Source organism: Candidatus Zixiibacteriota bacterium, from assembly GCA_040752815.1.
Lineage (GTDB): Bacteria > Zixibacteria > MSB-5A5 > GN15 > FEB-12 > JAGGTI01.
This window is the reverse complement of the sequence record JBFMGC010000029.1, coordinates 1-20487: the sequence shown is the minus strand read 5'-3', so window position 1 is coordinate 20487 and position 20487 is coordinate 1. Positions and strand designations below refer to the sequence as shown.

The following is a 20487-nucleotide window of genomic DNA, read 5'->3' as shown; positions in this document are numbered from 1 at the left end:
CGTTTTTGGAGGAACAAGGGTTATGAAACGAAGAAATGCTCAAGCAGTAGTGCTGGCTGCCTTGTTAGCGGCTGCCGGGCCAGGTTATGGCCAGCACTATTATGGTGGAGGGGAGACGATCCCCCTCAACATCGACTCAGCCAGAATTGCGCTCAAGTTCGACGAAGAAATCGGTACCAATGAACAAGAAGCGATCCTGTCTGCCATTGGCCGGATCGACAGCGTGATTTCCGACAACCATGCCATTGATGGTTTCATGATTTGCGCCCTGTCGCTGGGACAGGGTTATAGTGGCTTCCTTGACTCGGTTCAGGCGATTGACGGAGTCTACCTGGTCGAGCCTTACTACTTGAACGAGACGGACTCTTCTTTTCTGGTGGGCCTGACTTTCTGCGCGGCCTACGAGGAGGATGTGACCCAGAATGAAATCGATAGCATTAACGCCCTCTTCGGCGTCGTCACCGATCATGAAATCGACGGCATGTCCAACGTATTCGTTCTGAAGAATACTGATTCCAGCGGTTATCGTCTACTGGACCTGGCCAACGCCTACTATAACCTGCCGGAGACTCGGTGGGCGCATCCTGACTTTGCCGTCTGGATAGAAGCACAATCGTACCGACTTTTCGACTATTACAGTGGTTATCAATACCATACGAAGAAGGTTATCGGAACCTTCAATTCAGCGTCGGTGTGGGACTTCGCGGGGCTCAGCGATGATACTATCACTGTCGCCGTTGTCGATGACGGAATTACTTCGCATGAAGACTTGCCCGCATCGCGAGTTCTCTCTGGTTTTGATTTCGCTGACTATGACAATGTTCCGGTGCCTGGAGATTACGTAGCACACGGAATGGGTTGCGCAGGGATCATCGGGGCGTCTCACACGACAGACAGTCTTGAAGGTCTTGCCAGTTCGTCGGGTATTATCTCGCTAAATCCTTCGACAGCAATAAAGCCGGTCAAGATCTTTCACGATGACGGCAGGGCACAGGGCGTAACACCAAGCGTCCTGGCGACAGCCATTACCTATGCTTACGTCTACGGCGCGGACGTTCTCTCCAATAGCTGGGGCTACTACATCACATGTCAAGGCGCCGGCAGCTATTTTGATGTGCTAACCGAAGCTTTGGAGAAGGCTGCCACCCTGGGTCGGGACGGGCTTGGAGTTAACATATGCGGATCACTAAGGGACACCTGTTATCAGGACTGTTAGGTTGTGGTGGACTGGTTTGGCTTTGGGTATCAGGTTGCGAGGATAAACCCACCGAACCGAGACCGCCGGAACCCCAGACAATGGATTATGTGCTGTACTGGAGCAAGAATCAGGATGATTCCGTGTTTCTTGCCTACCACACGCTTACCGGTGAACTTGATACTTTCTACTTACAAGGCAGTCGCGTCTTTGGATTGAAAGCTTCGGCAGATGGGAAACGGCTATTCATCGACTACGCAGACAGAATCAGAGTAGTAAACACCGCGGAATGGTATGTGTCAGCGGACCTGCCTTATTCGGGTTCTTCTCACCTGGCCGTTTCGCCGGATAACCAACACCTTGCCGTGCAGGGAGAAAGCCTGCGTATCATCGCGGCATGTGATTACTCGCTCCTGTTTTCGGACACTCTGGCAACGGACATGGGTGTGTTTACAGTGGACGGCAAGAGATTCTATGCACCGGGGCCTTCGACACGCTGCCGCTCAATCTACCGCCTTGATCTGGCGGGAGGGTTCAACGTCGACTACATTTGCGTGCCCGATGAATATCGAATCTTCAGAGTAGTCCCCTCCGTCGACGAGCGCTTGCTATTCATGTTTCGTGATCTCGGTGATTGCTACATGCTATTCGACGTATTCGACATAGCAGCGGACAGCTTGGTGTTTCGAGACCTGGTCGCACCTGGATGCGGGGATATTGTTGTGTCGCCTGACAACGACTACGTCTACTTCACCGGACCCGGGAGTATCCTGGTCGGCCCTCCTCCGGCTTACACTTTCGCGAGGTACTCTCTGGGAGAGAAGCAAATCGACTCGCTCATCTTCTGGAGTACATGTGATCTTCCTTTCCCTACCGGAATTTTGGGAGATAACATTGCCATGATACCGAACGGGCGTTTGCTGGCTGTGACTGAATTTGCTGGACTAAACCGGTTGGTACTTTACGACTGTAGAGAAAAGGATACACTTACTGTGGAGTGTTTAATCGGGGCAGGTTTCTACCATCTGACCTGCCAGAATGCACGTTGACCCAGTTAGCGGTGGAGGAGTTATGAGAATCACAGGAGCAAAAGCGTTAGTAGCTGTTTTGCTGACGAGCGCAGATGTCTGCGCACAGTTCTGGTATGGCCCAGGCGGTGTCGTACCATTAAGAGAAGATTCATCAAGGATCGTCATCAAGTTTGAAGTCCAACTTAGCTGGGATGATATCGGGGCCATACTCGAAGATTTCCCAGCTATCGGTACGAAACTCCAAAACGACAGAGTGCTCGACGGCTTCAGCGCGTTCGAGGTAACCACGCCTCTGACCTCAGAGCAGCTGACTCGACTCAGAACGACAGAAGGAATCTACCTTGCCGAACCGTGTTATCTTGATGACCAAGATTCAGCGTTCATCATTGGGGAAAGTTTTGTTGTGGCGTTTGACGGCAATTTTACCGGAGACCAGATTAATGAGGTGGTTGTGCCATTCCATGTCGTGGTCGACCGGGAAATCCCCGGTATGCACAACGTATTCCTGATTCGAAATACTCCCGGATCGGGTTCAGGTTTGTTGGAGATAGCCAATGCCTTTCATGATCTTGTTTCGACCCGCTGGGCCGAGCCGAACTTCATACCTCGCCTGGAACTCTATTCCTATCGGGTGTGGGATGACTATTACGTGTTACAAAACCACATCAAGCGTGTTGTTGGCACGATTAATGAAAGGTCGGTTTGGGATTTCGCTGGTCTTATGGGCCCCACCGACAGCGTGGTAGTGGCTGTGCTCGACGACGGTGTGACGGATCACGTCTTTGACCTGCCGTCATCGAAGATACTGCCAGGTTATGACTTCTGCACAGGGATTGAAGGGGCTATGCGCGACGAAGATCCTACTCCCGGTACCTCAAGTGCCCATGGGATGGCCTGTGCCGGGATTATTGCGTCGACCCACGCAACGGACTCAGTCTTGGCGGTGGAGACTTGGGATGGTGTGATAGGCATGAACCCAACCACCCGTGTACTTCCGGTAAAGATTTATCCGGATACCACTTCGGGTGTACGCTGTACTATTGCTGACTACGCTGAAGCCATAACCTGGGCGTGGCAGCACGGTGCAGACGTTCTCTCTAATAGCTGGGGATGGTTAACCACACCCAGTGGCGCCTCGGTACTCAATGAAGCTCTGTCTAACGCGGTCGTGCAAGGGCGCGGAAGTAAGGGTTGTTCCGTTTTCTTCGCCTCCGGCAATGCCGGGCTTCTTGGGTATTCGGTGGGCTATCCGGCCTATTTACCGTACGTGATGGCCGTAGGGTCAGTGGATACTCTTGAAAATCTGCTCCCGTATACCCAGCGCGGGGACTCTCTTGACTTGACGGCGCCGAGCGGGCACACGGGTCTGCATGGCGATGTATGGACAATTGACCAAATGTACCAATACGGCTACAATCCAACCTACGGACAATACGACCCCAAATACCCCTGGCCGTGGGACTGTCAGCTACCCGAATGGGGGCTCAACAATGAAAACTACAACTGCCGTATGGGCGGCACATCAGCCGCTTGCCCTGTGGCTGCGGGCGCAGCCTCGCTCCTTCTGGCGCGGGACCCTGAACTGCTGGCTCGCGACACAACCTCGGATTCATCGTCGGACTACAACGTGTATGACATCCTCTGCAAATCGGCCAAGCCGCTGGGCGGTGCCGTACCGAACGGTGCTTATGGCTGGGGCCGCGTTGACGCCTATCGGGCCATCCTCTCTATCGCCCGTGGCGACGTCAACAACAGCGCCGACATTTCGATGGGTGATGTTACCTATTTGATCGATCATTTATTTGGCAGCGGTGTGCCGATATTCCCTGACAGTCTACTCGGTGACGTTACCTGTGACGGCGCGCTTTCTATTGGGGACATAAACTTACTTATCGACCACCTGTTCATATCCCTGGATCCGCTGCCTCTGCCGTGTTTTGAGTTTAACAATTGAAATCGCGGATGACGCCGTTTTTGAAGCCACTTCCACACCGAAAAGCCGGATCAGACGATCCGGCTTTTCTAATGCGATAGGTTGCCTACCCCCCACATTCACCTTGACAGATCGCCCGGGAGTCGTTATCTGTTAATAGGTTATGGCCCAGTTCCAGCCGGCGCTGCGGCGCCCGTACGCCTATGGCTGATCCAGATACAATCCGCCTCGCCGAGTCCATCTGGGACTACTCGCACAAGCTCTTCGACCTCGCCCACTCCGGCCCGTCCCGGCTCGCTTTTCTCAGCGAATCCGCCGCCCTAATATCTCGCGCCCTCGGTTGTTGCTCAGCCCGAATCGTCATTCGCGACAAAGACTGCCGCCTTTGTATCAGCCACACCCCGGAAAATCGTACCGAAGGCAGGACCGCCCAGGCCAGTCAGACCACTGATCCGGCGGCATCCAGGCGGTGGACCACGCCCGGCTGCGACTCACTCGAATCAGTTTGCAACAAGGTCTTTAACGCCCAGGTCGACACCGACCTCCCCTGGTTCACACCCTTCGGCAGCCTGCGCATAGATGACCTGGAATCGTTCCCCGATTGGAAGCGACTCGCGAGGATGCCCGACAGCCCCGACGGTATCTGCTTCACGGCGACATGCCGATCGGCGATGATCATTCCTGTCGACGGCGCCCGCCGACGTCTCGGCCTGCTTCAGCTCGAGTCCGAGTCCACCGGCTACTTTAACGCCCCGTTGATCGATTTCAGCGAACAGTTTGCGCACACTTTCGGAATAGCTTTCGATATCAGACAGCTTCAGACATCGCTGCGCGAACGGGTAAAAGAGCTGACCTGCTTATACGACGTCATGCGGCTGGCGGCGCGCGATGATACCCCGCTCGACGAAATCCTGCAGTGCGCGGTCGAGACTATTCCCCAGGGCTGGCTTCACGCCGACTCCGCCGCCGCGCGAATCGTGCTGCGCCACCGTACGTATGAATCCAAAAGCGCCGGTCGCATCGGGCAGCGCATGAGTGCCGATATCATAATAGACAACTCGAAAGTTGGCCTGATTGAAGTAGGCTACACCGACCAGATGCCGCCCGCGGACAACGGTCCCTTCTTGCACGAGGAACGCGACCTGCTGGGCGCCTTCGCCAGGGAACTGGCGCTCACTGTCCAACAGCACGAAAGCACGGAGGAACGGCAGAAACTTCATGAGCAGCTGCGTCACGCCGACCGTCTCGCCACAATCGGCCAACTGGCCGCAGGTGTCGCTCACGAACTGAACGAACCGCTGGCGAGTATCATGGGGTTTGCCCAACTCGCGGGCAAACAGCCCGGCCTTCCGCCGGAGATCACTCGTGACCTGAACAAGATTGTTGCCGCCGCCATGCACGCCCGCGGCGTGATCCGCGAACTGCTCGTATTCGCGCGCGAGGCCAAACCAACGAAAGTCACGTTCAGCCTGAATGAGCTGATCCGCGACGGCCTCTTCTTTCTTGAGTCCCGTTTCGTCACCGCCGGTATTGACCTCGTGTGCAATCTCGATCCCGACCTGCCCGATATCACCGCCGACCGCTCACAAGTGCTTCAGGTGCTGACCAATCTCGTAGTTAACTCGGTACAGGCGATGCCCGACGGCGGCCGGCTCGCCATTCGGACCAGCCGCGAAAACGACCAGGTTCTTTTGGTAGTCGAAGACTCCGGCTGCGGCATGGACGAAAAAACGCTCCGCGGCATTTTCCATCCGTTCTTTACCACCAAGGATGTCGATCAGGGGACCGGCCTGGGGCTGTCGGTCGTGCACGGAATCGTGGTGTCGCACGACGGCCGTATCGATGTCACCAGCCGCCCCGGCGAAGGCACCCGCTTCTCCATCCGCCTCCCCATAGCCGCTCCACATCTCGCCGAAAGCTCGACTCGTGGCCACTAATGCCGATAAGGCCCGCATCCTGCTGGTCGATGACGCCCCTGACACGCTTGAAGTGTTGGAACGCAATCTCAGTGCGGGCGGATATCGCGTGGCTACGGCGCGTTCGGTCAGCGAGGCGACCCGCTCTCTGGACCTGATGCCGTTCGACCTGGTCATCACAGACTTCAAAATGCCGCAGGTGGATGGGTTCGACCTGGTCCGCTACGTGCACGAGAACTACCGCGACCTCGAAGTCATCATGATTACCGGCTACCCGTCGATAGGCGGAGCCGTCAAGGCGGTACAGCTCGGCGCGTGCGACTACCTGCAGAAGCCGTTCACCGACGATGAGCTTTTCGGCGCGGTCACACGTGCTTTGGAGAGACTAAGCGAACGCCGTTCGGCCACGAGGGTGTCAGCGAAACTACAGCACGAGCCGTACGCACTCATGGGCGAGTCGAGCGCGATGCAGAAAGTGTTTCGGGCCATCGAGAAAGCTTCGGCCACCCTGGCCAACGTTGTAATCACCGGCGAAAGCGGTACCGGCAAAGAACTTGTCGCGCGCGCTATCCATTACAGTTCCAGCCGGGCGTCGTTTCCGTTCGTGCCGGTCAACTGCGGCGGAATCCCAGAAGGCCTTCTGGAGAGCGAATTGTTCGGTCACGTAAAGGGCTCCTTCACCGGTGCGGTTAAATCGCGTCCCGGTTTTTTTCAGGCGGCCGACGGCGGCACTTTGTTCCTCGACGAAATCAGCGAGACCAGCCCCGCCATGCAGGTCAAGCTCCTGCGCGCGCTGCAGGACAAAGAGATCACCATGGTGGGCGACAGTCGCCCGCATACAGTTGACGTGCGCATTCTCGCCGCAACGAATAAGAATCTCGAAGGTCTCGTGCAAAAAGCGAAGTTCCGTGAGGACCTCTACTTTCGCCTGAGCGTCATCACTATCAACGTCCCCCCGCTGCGGGAGCGCGAGAACGACGTTGTTCTCCTGGCCACCGCTTTCGCGCGGCAGTACGCCCACGAGATGGAGCGCCCACCGGTGCGCTTCTCGGACAACGCCGTACGCATGCTCAAGAGCTACCCGTGGCCGGGGAACGTGCGCGAACTGGAAAACGTAGTTCAGCGGCTGTTGTTTATGAGCGACTCTGACGAAGTTGAAGCGCCCGACCTGCCGCCGTTCATGCGCACCAGTCTGCCCCGTCAGAACAATCTCCACCGCACGCTGGCCGAAGTCGAATGCGAGCATATCCGCAACGTGCTGGCGAGTGTCGACGGGAACAAGACCCGCGCCGCCGAGATACTGGGCATCGACCGCAAAACGCTGCGGGAGAAGCTGAAGGGAAGCGAGCCGGAGGAGTAGGGTGGGTAGTAGAGAGCTTGATGTTGTAGGGCAGAACCCCTTGGTGGTTCTGTCGGAATGGCGGGTTCGAAGCGGACCCGCCCTGCAAGACTTGACCCACGCACCCAGTGACGTCATGGCCCGGCTTGACCGGGCCATCCAAGGGTTGTCTACAAGCCTACAAACAATTAGGCAGCCCGAGCGACGGACCGGTGATAAACAGATAATCAATGAGCGACGTGATGTCGCCAATCGTGATATCCTCACAGGTTGCCGCGCCGGTTGCTGACTGATTCATGTCAGCTTCCTCAAGACAATCGATAATCCCGTCACAGGTGCTGGCGATAAACTTTGCGTCGATCATCGTGGTCACATCACCGATGGTGGGCTCATCCTCGCCGCTGCCGTTGGCGTCGCCCACGCGATCGACACAACAACCGCTCGAGTAATCCTCCCAAAAGCCCGAGCTAAGGCTGTAGGATTCTGATTGCGTTCCTCCGGCGGCAGTCTGACCAATCGTCGCATCAAAATGATAACTTGTCGAGTTACCCGACGCTGCTGCGGCAGAGGCCGCCGACCATATCAAGGACTCCCCAACAATCCTGTATGACGGCGACGACGGGTTACTCTCGGCAGCTGAGGCAGTCATATCATGCGGCGCTAGCAAAAGTCCCAGGACCGCAAAGATTCTATACGTTTTCATCGTTACACCTTCCTCAACGTCAGCCTCAGTGCTCGGCGGCCAGTTTCTCGATGATGGTCTTGAGTTCGACTATGTCGGATTCGAGTTGCTCTATCTTACTGTCTTTTTCGTTCGCCAGCGCTTTTAGCTGCCGGTGAAGTTCCTGTATTGCTGCCAGGGCGACGCCATCGGCATCAATAGTCGTTATGTACCTGCTGTCTTCGCCTACGCCAAAGGCCTCGGCGAAGTCCTGGGCCATAGGCCCCAGATGTCGCACCGATGCGTCCTGCGAAATGTAGTTCCAGGTGCTGATTTCGAGATCCGCCAGCCTCTCCAGCACTTCTTTTCCCTCAACAGCCTCGACGTTTTCCTTGCAACCTTGGTCACTCAGTGACGACCATGATCCACCGCCGGGGGCCAACTGGACGCCCGCAGTAGGGCTGCCGTTGGCAGGGTTTATGCCGGTTACAAACCTCACGCCCCCAACTGCGCGGGCCGCAAATTCGTTGTGATTGGAGGTCGAGAAATTGAAGTAGTTCGTATCGGCAAAAGCAAATGAACCTGTGTGCTGGACCTTGGCGCGAAATCCCAGCGCTATTCCGTAGGGAGCCCAGGCAGCACACATTTCACCTGCGGCCATGCTGCAGTAACCTGCCGCCGTGTCGGAGTAACCCCCGAAAACCGTTGCATACGGGCTACCAGTATAGCTGTTTGTACCCAAGTTTAACTGGGTGGAGGTCATGGAGCCTTGAACGGCACTGCCGTAGCGCGCTATTCCATACTGACCGTCCGTGCGAATCACGTCACCGGTCAAAGTCCAGTAGCTCGCTCCTCCGCCACCGGCGGGCTGCCAGGAACCGGCGCCAGTACCATCGCAAGTAAGCACATACCCGCCCACAGCACCTGTCGGTAGTGTAATTCCCGTAGCACCATAGATTGCTGTCGCGCCTGCGGCCATCGAGCCAGCAGCCTTGGACAGGCTTATACTTCCAAAAGTCAGGCCATCACTGGTCATGTTGCCAAACTGATCTTGCATTTGATCGTCTATGTATAGCTCGCCGCTACTCAGATCGGTCGTTTGATCCTGCATCTGATCTTGAATCTGGAGACCCTCATCGGCAGCTATAGTCGCGGAAAACTGAACTGTTCCGGTAGAGACATCGGTAACGGTGAGTGAGACGGTCTCGGCTGTCGCAGTGAACTGGTCCTGGATATCACCTTCCTGCTGATCCTGTATCAAATCTAACCCATCGCTGTTCAAGTCCGCCCTCTGATCCTGAATTTCATCCACCAACTGAAAGCCGCTGTCGGCGGAGACCGACACTGCTTCCATGACCTTTTCGTTGACCAAGTTGTACACTGCGAATGAAATCTCACCAGCGTCCAGCGTGAACTGATCCTGAATCTGGTCTTGAATCTGATCCTGAATTCCGCTTAGACCGGATCTGTCCATAGTCAACTGATCCTGAATTCGACCCGGATCCAACTCGTAGTATCCAGTGAAAACGAGATCACTTGATTGAAGCTTGGAACTGGTGCGAGACTGCTGTGGGGACGAGCCCGCCATCTTTGAATCGGCCGAGGTCATCGTAATGTACCCCGGACCGGATATGAAATCACCCCGCACGGACTGCGACACGTAGGCGTTCGGAATGGCGCCCAACCGAACGCGGGGCGTAAACGTCTCGCTGTTAAACGTGATTTCAAGATACGGCGTAATGATGCCGCCGCTCTCCGTCACAAAGACATTCACTCCGATAGGATTCACGTTTCCCAACTCTGTAGTCATCATGCCGGCAGTCACGCTGACGCTCTTCGATTCGGTCCAAAGCTGGGTGCCTCCAACCGGATCATCGTAAAGACTGAAAGTCGCCGGGTAAGCGCCGTCAGCAACCGGTTGACCGCCTATATCCACCAGTTGTGCCTGATAGTTTATGACGGTCGCAAAGACGGCCGGACTGGCCGCGGTCAGAGCCGCGGCGAACAAGGTTTGAAGGAATGGTGGGCGCAGCATTGGTCTCTCCTTGTGTGTGAGTTATGCGTTTGTGATTCTTCTGTGCTTTGTTGAATTCATTTCGTGCAATCAGAGCGCCAAGGGCCCTGATGTGTAAGTACTGCCGATGGTACCGGGCTGCTATTCATCCGGTTCGCCGCATATACAACTGCGCTCGCCGACAAGACGGAACCCAGCCTGCCATTTCGACTCCCCGTAGTCACTCGAGACTCCGGGGTACTACATGGCTATTTCGATCTGCTTTTGATAGCGACGGCCTGGTGATGAATGCTATTCGTAGCGACTGATTAGTCAGACAGCAAAGTCTCTGCCCTCAGGCAAAGTTGCTACCAGACAGATTGTGAGCTTCCAGAGATGACATAGCAACCGCATCGCTCGCATGTCAACCTCACACAAACTAATTCTAAGAGCGCTCCTGTCAAGTGTTTTCGCACTCCGACTTCAACTCCCTACCACACCGTACTTCGGCATGACACCGTCAGCGTCCGTCAAGCGTGTCTCCGAGTTTCGCCCATCCCGACATTGTCCTGTCCGGGGCAATTCTCCCCAGTGGCACGAACTTCCCCGCTTCAAACATCACACAGCACCCGGACGAACGGTCTCTAAGCACACCTTCATGGACCATATTTGTATACTATACAGTCCATAATCGCTTATCGCATCACACCCTAATCACAACGAGTTTTTGATTTCACACATCGGCGAAATCAATCGCCACACCGCCCACCCATGGCACCGGTTTTGCCCTTGTCACACGCTATCAGAGGCTGTTCTCCGCCTGCATTCCGTGTGGCAGCTTCTGTGTAACCGGCTTACCGCGCCGGTCACCGTCCGCACATCAAACATGGAAAGGTAACCATGACTTCCGACACCCTTTCTGGCATCCTTGAAAAACACCAAAACGGGCACGGCGGGCTGATTTCGATTCTCGAAGAAATCCAGGCAGTTTACAGCTACCTGCCGCGCGAAGCGCTCGAAGAAGTCGCCAAACGCACCGGCCGGTCACTGGTAGACGTCTACGGTGTCGCCACTTTCTACACCGCGTTCAGTCTCGAACCGCGCGGCAAGCATCTGGTCTCCTGCTGTCTCGGCACCGCCTGCCATGTTCGCGGCGGCCCGGCGGTAGCCGAAGAACTCGAACGGCAGTTAGGGATCAGGGCCGGTGAGACCACGCCGGACCGTGAATTCTCGCTTGAGACTGTCAACTGTCTCGGCGCCTGTGCGCTTGGGCCGGTGGTGGTGGTCGACGGACACTACTTCCCCAAGACGACCACCTCAAAAGTAAAGGGCATTCTCGACAAGGCCCGCGCCGGTATCGACACTATCGAAGTAACCACCGACCAGAGAGTCTTCCCGGTCCAGGTCAGCTGCCCGCGCTGCAACCACAACCTGATGGACCCGGAGTTCCTGATCGACGGTCACCCCGGCATCCGCGTCACCATTTCATTCGGAAACAAGCACGGCTGGCTGGTGCTTTCCAGTCTCTACGGCAGCTACAATGTCGAATCGCTGCATCCGATTCCGCATGATACGATTGCCACCTTCTTCTGCCCGCACTGCCACGCGCAGCTTATCGGCGGCGCCAAATGCGGCGATTGCGGCGCCCCGATGGTGCCGATGATTGTCCGCGGCGGCGGAATCGTGCAGCTCTGCTCGCGCCGCGGCTGCCGGGGCCACATGCTCGATCTCGGCGGGGTGGCCATTGACTAACACAGCAAGCAAGCCTTCAGTAAGGGAGATAACTACATGAAAAGACTCGCGTCCCTTGAAGAGTTCATAGGCTTTCGCGAGCGCATCCTGAGCGAACGGACCTTCCAGGCCAAAATGCCGACTCTGGTAGTTTGTGCCGGCACCGGAGGACAGGCCAGCGGCTCGAACGACATTATCAGGATCATAAAACGGTACATCATCGAGAAAGACCTGCGCGACAAGGTCGCCCTTCGCATCACCGGTTGTCAGGGCTTCTGCGAGATGGACCCGTTTATCCTGGTGGAACCGGGCAAGCACCTCTACCCGCAGCTCAAAATGGAGGATGTGCCGCGGGTGATTGCGGCAGCCATCGGCGGCTATGTCGAGGATGAACTCATCTATCACCAGCCTCGCGACAAGAAGCGCTTCCACAACCAGAACGATATCCCGTTCTTCAAGAAGCAAACCCGCACCATTCTCGGCAATAACGAGAAACTCGATCCCATCCGCATCCTCGGCTATATCGAGCAGGGCGGATACGAGGCTCTCCAGATCGCTCTCGAGAAGAACGACCCTGAATGGATCATTAAAGAAGTCAAAGACTCGCGAATTCGCGGGCGCGGCGGCGCGGGGTTCCCAACCGGCATCAAGTGGGAGCGGGCTCGTGCTTCGAAAGACGACAGGGGTATCAAGTACATCGTTTGTAACGCTGACGAAGGCGACCCCGGAGCCTACATGGATCGGAGTTTGCTCGAAGGAAACCCACACGCCATCATAGAAGGAATGATGCTCGCCTCGATGGCGATCGGCGCCAACAGAGGCATCATCTATGTGCGCAGCGAATACCCTCTGGCCGTCAAACATGCCATGATAGCACTTGAGCAGGCGCGCACACTTGGCCTGCTTGGCAAGAACGTCCTTGGCATGGGGCGGGATTTTGACATCGAGATTGTCCGCGGCGCCGGGGCGTTTGTCTGCGGCGAGGAAACCGCCCTGATCAAATCAGTCGAGGGAGTGATCGGCGAGCCCCGCCAGCGCCCACCTTACCCTGTCGAGCGCGGCATTTTCGGTCATCCCACCTGCATCAATAACGTTGAAACCCTGGCCAATGTCCCGGTAATAGTCAGCCGCGGCGGCGCAGAGTTTGCTAAAATCGGCGTCCCCGGCAACACCGGCACGAAGATCTTCTCGCTGGTCGGCAAAATCAGGAACACCGGCCTGGTGGAAGTGCCGCTCGGTATCAAGATCAAGGACGTGGTTTACGATATCGGCGGCGGTCCGGTCAGCGACGCCAAAATCAAAGCGGTGCAGACCGGCGGGCCATCTGGCGGATGCATTCCCGCCTCCATGTTCGATCTGCCAATCACCTACGACAGCCTCACCGCGGCCGGCTCGATCATGGGCTCGGGCGGCATGATCGTGATGGACGAAAACACCTGCATGGTCGATGTCGCCCGCTATTTCATGAAATTCCTCATGGACGAGTCCTGCGGCAAGTGCTTCACCTGTCGCAAGGGAACCCAGCGCATGTACGAGATTCTCGACGACATCACGAAAGGCAACGCGACACTTGAGCATCTCGATCTTCTCGAAGAACTCGCCCTGGTTGTAAGAGACTCGACCATGTGCGGCCTGGGGCAGTCGGCTCCTAACCCGGTGCTAAGCACGCTGCGGTATTTCCGCCACGAATACGAAGAACACATAATCGAGAAGCGCTGCCGCGCCTATGTGTGCAAGGACCTGGTGGGCGCCCCCTGCCAGACCGCCTGCCCGCTCGGCACGCAAGCCTGGCGGTATGTGGCGCATATTGGCCGGGGTGAATACGACCAGGCCTACACGGTCATTCGCGAGGCCAACCCGTTCCCATCGGTCTGCGCCCGTGTCTGCCATCACCCGTGTGAGAGCCGCTGTCGGGCAGGCACGAGTGGCGGCGATGCCATCGCCATCCGCGCTCTCAAGCGCTTTATCACCGACCGCACCGAGCCGTCGGCCTATAAGCCGGTTCGGCACACCTGGCCGTCAGGTCCGGCCCCACGAGTGGCAATTATCGGTTCCGGCCCGGCCGGCCTGACCACCGCGCACTACCTTTCGCTCAAAGGGTGCCGCGTGACGGTTTTTGAGTCCGAGAGCAAACCCGGCGGCATGTTGACCTGCGCGATTCCATCGTACCGCCTCCCGCGTGAAACGATCGAGAAGGAAATTGCCTCGCTCATGGACGAAAACATCGAGTTGCGTTGTAACACCTCGCTCGGTAAGGAAATCTCGGTTGACTCGCTCTTCCGCGATGGCTACCAGGCAATCCTGCTCGCCATGGGTGCGCACAAGAGCAAGCTGTTGCAAGTAGACAATGAAAACGTTGAAGGTGTCTTCCCCTCCATCGAGTTCCTCAAAGCGTTCAATTTGGGACAGAAATCCCAGGCTAAGGGCAAGGTGGGTGTAATCGGCGGCGGCAACTCGGCTTTCGATGCCGCTCGCATGGCGCTGCGCCAGAAGGATGTCGAGAAAGTGACTATCCTCTATCGCCGCACCCGCGAGGAAATGCCCGCTTTCCCGGAGGAAATCGAGGCCGCCGATCAGGAAGGCATCGAGATAATCACACTGGTCGCACCGACCCGCATCCTCTCCGAAAAGGGGCGCATCACCGGTCTCGAATGCAACCGCAACGAATTAGGCGAACCGGACTCGAGCGGCCGCCGACGCCCCGTGCCGATTCCCGGCTCTGAGTTCACGATTCCTCTCGACACACTAGTAGTGGCCATCGGTGAGGATTCCGGAATCGACTGCATCGGCCCGGCTCAATCCAGTGGTATCGACACCACCGTCCGCAACACGGTAAGAGTCGACAGCAAGACGATGATCACAAACCGACCCGGCGTGTTTGCCGCCGGCGACGTGGTTACCGGTCCGAACACGGTTGTCGAGGCTGTCGCCGCCGGCAAGAAAGCTGCGGTAATGATCGCCCGGTATCTCCTCAAGCAGGAGATGGCCCAGCCGTTCGCCGAGCCAAACGTTCCCGATGTCTATGTCGAGCCGCTCGCGGCTGAGTCCGCCGGGATGGAAACGCGACGCGTTGAAACCCCGCGCGCGTCAGTGGAATGGCGCCGCCGCAATTTTGCCGAAGTGGAGGTATCGTTGTCGGTCGATGAGGCGTCGCGCGAGTCGCTTCGCTGCCTGCGGTGCGACCTCGAATTCACCAAATGCAAGAAAGCCGAACCTGTCGCCACACCCGAGGCGGTGATGGGAGGAAAACTGTCATGATAACACTCAAGATCAACGGCCTTCCGGTGACGGTCGACAAAGGCACGACCATTCTTGAAGCCGCCAAATTCATCGGCTTCCCCATTCCGACCCTCTGCCACATGGACGGTCTCACTCCGTACGGCGCCTGCCGGCTCTGCCTGGTCGAAGTGGGTGATGAGCCGAATTCACGCCTGGTGACCTCGTGCACTTATCCGGTGCAGGAAGGTCTCAAAGTCCGTACGGCCTCCGAGCGTGTCATCCGGGCGCGAAAGATGACCATCGAGCTGCTGCTGGCGTCCTGTCCGCAGTCGAAGACTATCCAGGATCTGGCGTCCGCCCACGGCGTAAGGCAGCAGCGTTTCCGCCAGGAGTACGAAGACTGTATCCTGTGCGGCCTGTGCGTGAGGATGTGCAAAGAGCAGATGATGGCGGGCGCGATCGGTTTCCGGGCGCGAGGCCATCGCCGCAGTGTCGGCACGCCGTTCGACATCAAATCGTCCGTCTGTCGCCTCTGCGGCGGGTGCATCTATGTCTGCCCGGCCTGCCAGCTTCGCTGCACCTTCTCGGATCCCACTAAGGCGATCTGTGGCGGGTGCGCCAACCTGGAGCCGCCCTGCATTGAGAAAGAACAGTTCCACGATATGATGTGCTACATGAAACCCTGCGTAGCCTGTGAAATCAGAAAAGAAAGCGAAGTTAAATAGAAAGGAATGGCAACAATGACACTGTCACGAATCAATGCCTCGGCGGCCACCCTGACCAAGAACCGCACCGAGGATTCGATTGTGCCGACCTCCGGCATGTGTGTGACCTGCGTGGATGGATGTATCGGCATGTGCGAAATCGGCAAGTCGGCCTACCGCGGTCACGAGGTCATCTATCCTCAGCCGTTCGGCGTCATCACCACTGCCGGAGAAAAGGTCTATCCCGTCGATTACTCACATTTCAACATCATGGGCGGCGTGGTCGGGGCGCACGGTATCGCCGCCGACAGCGACGTAGCCATCTTCCCCAATGTCAACCTCGAAGTCCGTTTCGGGCATGATAAGGGGATCAAGTTCCGCCTGCCGTGGATCATTCCGGGCATCGGCTCCACCGACGTAGCCAAGAACAACTGGGAAGGTCTCGCCATCGGCTCGGCGCTCGCCGGTACCGGACTGACTATCGGCGAAAACGTAGTCGGCATGGATGTCGACGCTACTATCAAGAACGGCCGGGTAGTCGACACGGTTGACCTCAAGCGCCGTGTGCAACTCTACAAAGACCACCAGCGCGATGGCTACGGTGCGATTATCGTGCAGGCCAACGTGGAAGATACCCGGCTCGGCGTGCAGGAATATGCTATCGAAAAACTGGGTGTCCAGTGGGTCGAGCTCAAGTGGGGCCAGGGTGCCAAGAATATCGGCGGCGAGGTCAAAATCCGCAGCCTCAAGAAAGCTCAGTTGCTCTACGAGCGTGGCTACGTGGTTCTGCCCAATCCGACCGACCCCAATGTCATTCGTGCCTTTGAACGCGGCGCGTTTTCTGAATTCGAACGCCACTCGCGGGTCGGCATGGTTTCCGAGGAAGGTTTCGCGAAGCGTCTCGAAGAACTCCGCAAGGCGGGCGCGAAATACATCTCGCTCAAGACCGGCGCGTATCGTCCGGCGGCGCTGGCGCAGGCAATCAAGTATGCCTCGAAGTACAAGATCGACGTGCTCACGGTCGACGGTGCCGGCGGCGGCACCGGCATGAGCCCGTGGCGCATGATGAACGAGTGGGGCATTCCGCCGGTCGAACTTCACACGCTCACCTATCGGTACTGCAAGGCCCTCGCCGATAAGGGCGAGTACGTGCCCACTATCATCTCTGCCGGCGGCTTCACTTTCGAGGACCAGATCTTCAAGGGCCTAGCGTTCGGTGCACCGTTCGTGAAGTTGATCGGCATGGCACGCAGCCCGATCGCCGCCGCCATGGTCGGCAAGACCATCGGCCGCGCTATCGAAGAGCGCCAGTTGCCGGTTTATGTCGAACGGTTCGGCTCCAAGATGGACGAGATCTTCGTGACCGCCGCAGAGCTGCGGCGCGAACTGGGCGACGCAGAATTCGAGAGACTGCCTGCGGGTGCTATTGGCCTCTATACCTATTATGAGCGGCTCGCCCAGGGACTTCGTCAGCTCATGGCCGGCAGCCGTAAGTTCAATATCGACAGCATGACCCGCGATGATCTGGGCGCCCTGACGCCCGAGGCGGCCCAGATTAGCGGCATTCCATATATCATGGATTTGGATAAGGCGCAGGCGAAGGAGATCCTGGGCGTATTGTGAAGCGCGGCCCCATCGCTCGCGCCGTTTTAGAGGTACGGCGGGCAGCCTGCCGCCTGGCGCACCGAAAGGTATGCCAGGCACTTGACAGAGTGGTGCGGCAGTCCGCCGAGTGAGAATCCACAGTCGGGAATCAATCGCGATGAACGACCGGAAAACCTCGATTGACAGACTCCTGCTCTCCCTGCAGGAACGGGCCAAGGAGCTCGAATGCTTCTACGCGGTCCAGGACATTCTGGCCGCGCCCGATCAGCCGATCGAGACAATCTGTCGCCGCCTGATCGAGGTTATCCCGCTCGGCTGGCAGTCGCCCCTGCTCTGCCGCGTGCGCATCTCTATCGGCACCTCCCATTACACCTCTGCCGGCTTCGAGGAAACACCCTGGACCCTTAGCGCCGACATTGTCGTGCAGGAGCGGGTGGTCGGATATATCCGAGTCTGCTACACCCAAAACGCAGGTAACGACCCCGGCGGACCGTTTCTGGTGGAGGAATCACAATTGCTGCAGGCGATCGCCGACCGCCTGGGCAGTTACCTGTCGCAAAGACTGGACCGCAAGATCATCGAGGGATGGAGCGCCGCACTGGCTAATATCCCCTCTCACGAGCGGTGCGATTGGCAAATCGCACTGGACACGATCAAACGGGCCAATCGCGAACTGTACCAGAGTATCTCTCGCAAGATGCTCAACTATCTCTGCTGGTGCGGTGTGCCCGAGGCCGAACCTATCCTTCGCTCGTTTCACCCGGCTCGGCTTAGTTTCGAGTCCGCAGACTACGAAGGCGAATGGAATACCCCCCACGAGGGACACGGAATCGGTTTCACCACGTTTCTGGGCACGCGGGTCTTTGCCGCCGCGGCGGAACATCTCGACCCCGATCAGATTATGCGTCTTATCCAGACCTGGGTGCAGGAAGACAAACAGAGCTTCCTGATTCGCCTGGTCGGCACCAATGTCAATACGGCGTCGGTGGCCGACATGGTCCGCCGCTACTACGAGATGTCGCGTGATCCCTCGTTTATACCGATCGCCCGCACCCGGGGGATTCTCATTTCACTTATTCGGCGGTTTCTATCCGAGGATCGAAGCTATGTCGATATCGCCCGCGAGCTGATGGACATAAGTGACTTCCACGGCCTTCTGCAACGTTCGATATACAGCGCCGAAAGCCACGGCCGCCTGGGCGGCAAAGCGGCCGGACTTTACCTGGCCACACAGATCATGCGCAAGAAGGAGCAGGACAACCCGGCGCTCCAGGGAATCAAAACTCCCAAGACCTGGTACATCACGTCCGACGTGCTCTTCCACTTCGTGCACCACTGCAATTTTGACGACGTGGTCGACCAGAAGTATAAGCCGATCCAGCAGGTACGTCTCGAATATCCGTGCATCGTCCAGGCGTTCAAGAGCGTGCCATTCCCCGCGGATATAACTCGCAGCCTGGCTGTCGCGCTGGATGACTTCGGCGACAACCCGATCATTGTCAGGAGTTCAAGCCTGCTCGAAGACCGTATCGGCGCGGCGTTCTCCGGCAAGTACAAGAGCCTCTTCCTGGCCAACCAGGGAAGCAAGCGGCGGCGTCTCGAAGCGCTCACCGACGCCATCGCCGAGGTTTACGCCTCGACCTTCGGCCCCGATCCGGTCGAGTACCGGGCCGACCGCGGCCTGCTCGATTACAACGAGGAAATGGGCATCCTGATACAGGAGGTGGTCGGGAAGCGAATGGGCCGATACTTCCTTCCGGCCTTCGCGGGTGTCGCCTTCAGCAGCAACGATTTCCGGTGGTCATCACGCGTCAAGCGCGAGGACGGCCTTCTGCGCATGGTCCCCGGTCTCGGAACCCGCGCCGTCGATCGACTGAGTGACGACTATCCGGTGTTGATATCCCCCGGTCAACCCAACCTGCGTGTGAACGTCACACCGGATGAAATCTGCCGCTATTCGCCTCGCTTTATCGATGTCATCAACCTCGAAAGCGAGAGCTTTGAGTCGATACGGATCGACGCCTTTCTGGCTGAGTCAGGCGACGCCTTCCCTGAGCTCGACAAGGTCTTCTCTATCTACCGCGAGGATCAGATCGGGGACGTCCGTATGACCGGAATCGAATTCTCGTCAGAGCAACCAGTCGCCACTTTCAACGGCCTAGTCACCCGCACACCGTTTATCAAACAAATACAATCGCTCCTGGCTGCACTGCACGCGACTCTTGGCTGCCCGGTCGATATCGAATTCGCTTCCGATGGCATATCGTTGTATCTGCTCCAATGCCGGCCGCAGTCCCACACGATCCAGTGTACCGCCGCATCCATTCCCACCGACATCCCCCGCGAGCGGATCGTGTTCAACGCCCGTCGATTCGTATGCGACGGTCTGGTGCAGGATGTCACGCATATCGTCTATGTCGATCCCGACGGATACGCCGGCCTGGCCGATCTGAACCGAATGATCGAAGTCGGGTACGCTGTCAGCAAACTGAACGAGATTCTGCCTCGGCGCCGCTTTATCCTGATGGGACCGGGCCGCTGGGGCAGTCGCGGCGATATCAAACTGGGTGTCAGCGTGGACTATGCGGGCATCAACAATACCGCCATGCTTATCGAAATCGCGCGCAAGAAGGGCAGTTACGTACCGGAACTTTCGTTCGGCACCCACTTCTTCCAGGACTTGGTCGAATCGAATATCCGCTACCTGCCGCTCTATCCCGATGACGCCGGAATCATCTTCAACGAGGAGCTGCTGCACGGATCGCCCAACCTGCTGACCGAGTTGGCACCCGAATACGCATACCTGTCCGATGTCATCCGCGTGATCGACCTGCCGAAGTCCGCGCACGGGCAATTACTGTGCGTGGCGATGAACGCTACTGTCGGCGAGGCGCTGGCGTACCTCACGCCGCCACACACTAGGAGCATGTAGGCCTCGCTACCGAGAGCGCGCCAACTTTTCGCTTGCATCACACACCTGCGTAGAGTATTCCATTGTCTGACGTAGGGCGGGTTTGCTTCATACCCGCCACTGGTGACTGGTGGCCCACAGCTTGCTGTGGGTGGGCAGAACTGAAAGCACGGGAGGTCGCGATGGTAGGAATCAAGAGTACAAAAGTAGTGATTATGGGGGGGGGTATTGCTCGCCTGTGTGGCCTAT

12 protein-coding genes are annotated in these 20487 nt (G+C 57.5%); 10 read left to right on the top strand and 2 right to left on the bottom strand.

Going from position 1 to position 20487, the window contains the following annotated elements; all coding sequences use genetic code 11:
- Positions 1–22 precede the first annotated feature (22 nt).
- The 5 genes from AB1772_08450 (at position 23) to AB1772_08430 (ending at position 7435) form a co-directional block, all read left to right on the top strand.
- On the top strand, positions 23–1216 hold the full coding sequence (locus AB1772_08450; protein MEW5796380.1) for a S8 family serine peptidase: 1194 nt from the start codon (positions 23–25) through the stop codon (positions 1214–1216).
- On the top strand, positions 1177–2244 hold the full coding sequence (locus AB1772_08445; protein MEW5796379.1) for a hypothetical protein: 1068 nt from the start codon (positions 1177–1179) through the stop codon (positions 2242–2244). The genes AB1772_08450 and AB1772_08445 overlap by 40 nt, the downstream gene beginning before the upstream one ends.
- Before the next feature lie 22 nt (positions 2245–2266).
- Positions 2267–4180 (top strand): S8 family serine peptidase, encoded by a 1914-nt coding sequence (locus AB1772_08440; protein ID MEW5796378.1) that lies wholly within the window; start codon positions 2267–2269, stop codon positions 4178–4180.
- A gap of 182 nt (positions 4181–4362) precedes the next feature.
- Positions 4363–6096: an ATP-binding protein gene (locus AB1772_08435; protein ID MEW5796377.1), complete on the top strand. Its 1734-nt coding sequence runs from the start codon at positions 4363–4365 to the stop codon at positions 6094–6096.
- On the top strand, positions 6086–7435 hold the full coding sequence (locus tag AB1772_08430) for a sigma-54 dependent transcriptional regulator (GenBank protein ID MEW5796376.1): 1350 nt from the start codon (positions 6086–6088) through the stop codon (positions 7433–7435). The genes AB1772_08435 and AB1772_08430 overlap by 11 nt, the downstream gene beginning before the upstream one ends.
- A 157-nt stretch (positions 7436–7592) precedes the next feature.
- On the opposite strand, the gene AB1772_08425 is transcribed toward AB1772_08430, so the two are convergent.
- Together AB1772_08425 and AB1772_08420 are read right to left on the bottom strand one after the other, a co-directional pair.
- Complete coding sequence (locus AB1772_08425) at positions 7593–8117, bottom strand: hypothetical protein (GenBank protein ID MEW5796375.1); 525 nt, start codon at positions 8115–8117, stop codon at positions 7593–7595.
- A gap of 25 nt (positions 8118–8142) precedes the next feature.
- Positions 8143–10110, bottom strand: a complete 1968-nt coding sequence (locus AB1772_08420) for a tail fiber domain-containing protein (protein ID MEW5796374.1) — start codon at positions 10108–10110, stop codon at positions 8143–8145.
- Positions 10111–10968: 858 nt separating this feature from the next.
- Here AB1772_08420 and AB1772_08415 point away from each other — a divergent pair.
- From AB1772_08415 to AB1772_08395, 5 genes are all read left to right on the top strand, one after another.
- Positions 10969–11820 (top strand): NAD(P)H-dependent oxidoreductase subunit E, encoded by an 852-nt coding sequence (locus tag AB1772_08415; protein ID MEW5796373.1) that lies wholly within the window; start codon positions 10969–10971, stop codon positions 11818–11820.
- Positions 11821–11856: 36 nt separating this feature from the next.
- A complete protein-coding gene (locus AB1772_08410) occupies positions 11857–15057 on the top strand; it encodes an NADH-ubiquinone oxidoreductase-F iron-sulfur binding region domain-containing protein (protein ID MEW5796372.1) in 3201 nt (1066 codons plus the stop codon).
- Positions 15054–15743, top strand: a complete 690-nt coding sequence (locus tag AB1772_08405; protein MEW5796371.1) for a 2Fe-2S iron-sulfur cluster-binding protein — start codon at positions 15054–15056, stop codon at positions 15741–15743. Before AB1772_08410 ends, AB1772_08405 begins: the two co-directional genes overlap by 4 nt.
- A 15-nt stretch (positions 15744–15758) precedes the next feature.
- The gene (locus tag AB1772_08400) at positions 15759–17345 is read left to right on the top strand and encodes an FMN-binding glutamate synthase family protein (GenBank protein ID MEW5796370.1); all 1587 of its coding nucleotides are present in this window, start codon (positions 15759–15761) and stop codon (positions 17343–17345) included.
- Positions 17346–17484: 139 nt separating this feature from the next.
- Positions 17485–20259, top strand: coding sequence for a PEP/pyruvate-binding domain-containing protein (locus tag AB1772_08395; protein MEW5796369.1), 2775 nt, complete (start codon positions 17485–17487; stop codon positions 20257–20259).
- The last annotated feature ends 228 nt before the right edge of the window (positions 20260–20487 follow it).